Annotated in this window: 1 pseudogene; it reads left to right on the top strand. The window is 68.7% G+C overall.

What is annotated here, in order from left to right:
• A pseudogene (locus RB628_RS41590) lies at positions 1 to 390 on the top strand (hypothetical protein); the annotation flags it as partial.

The raw sequence follows: 390 nt of genomic DNA, 5'->3' as shown, positions 1-390 counted from the left end.
CAGGCGTCAGACCGATGGGATGCCGTCTCGGACTCGTACTGCGACGAAGACGGCTGGCCCGTCGACGAAACCGGGTACGCCGACGGCAAGGTGACCCGGGACGCCGCCGCCTGGGAGCACGTCGAGACCTTTCTGACCCACGGCCCCGAAGTCCTCGCCGGTGTACGGGCAACCGCACAACCGGCCGACTACCTTGACAGCGCGATCAGCGCCGACCTGCTGCGCCTGCGGGGCATCGACTCCGTACTGGCGCGGGCGGACGAGATCCGCCACGAGTGGGATCAGGTCCTCGCGCTCATGGAGGGCTCCATGCCCGGGTCGCGGGAGCTCTACGAGGAACGAGCCCGCGAGATCCGCAACTCCGAAGGCTGGCACTACGCCGACGAACTC

It is taken from the genome of Streptomyces sp. ADMS (assembly GCF_033441795.1).
Classification (GTDB): Bacteria; Actinomycetota; Actinomycetes; order Streptomycetales; family Streptomycetaceae; genus Streptomyces.
Note: the sequence above shows the minus strand (reverse complement) of the source record. Positions and strands in the feature narration are given on the sequence as shown.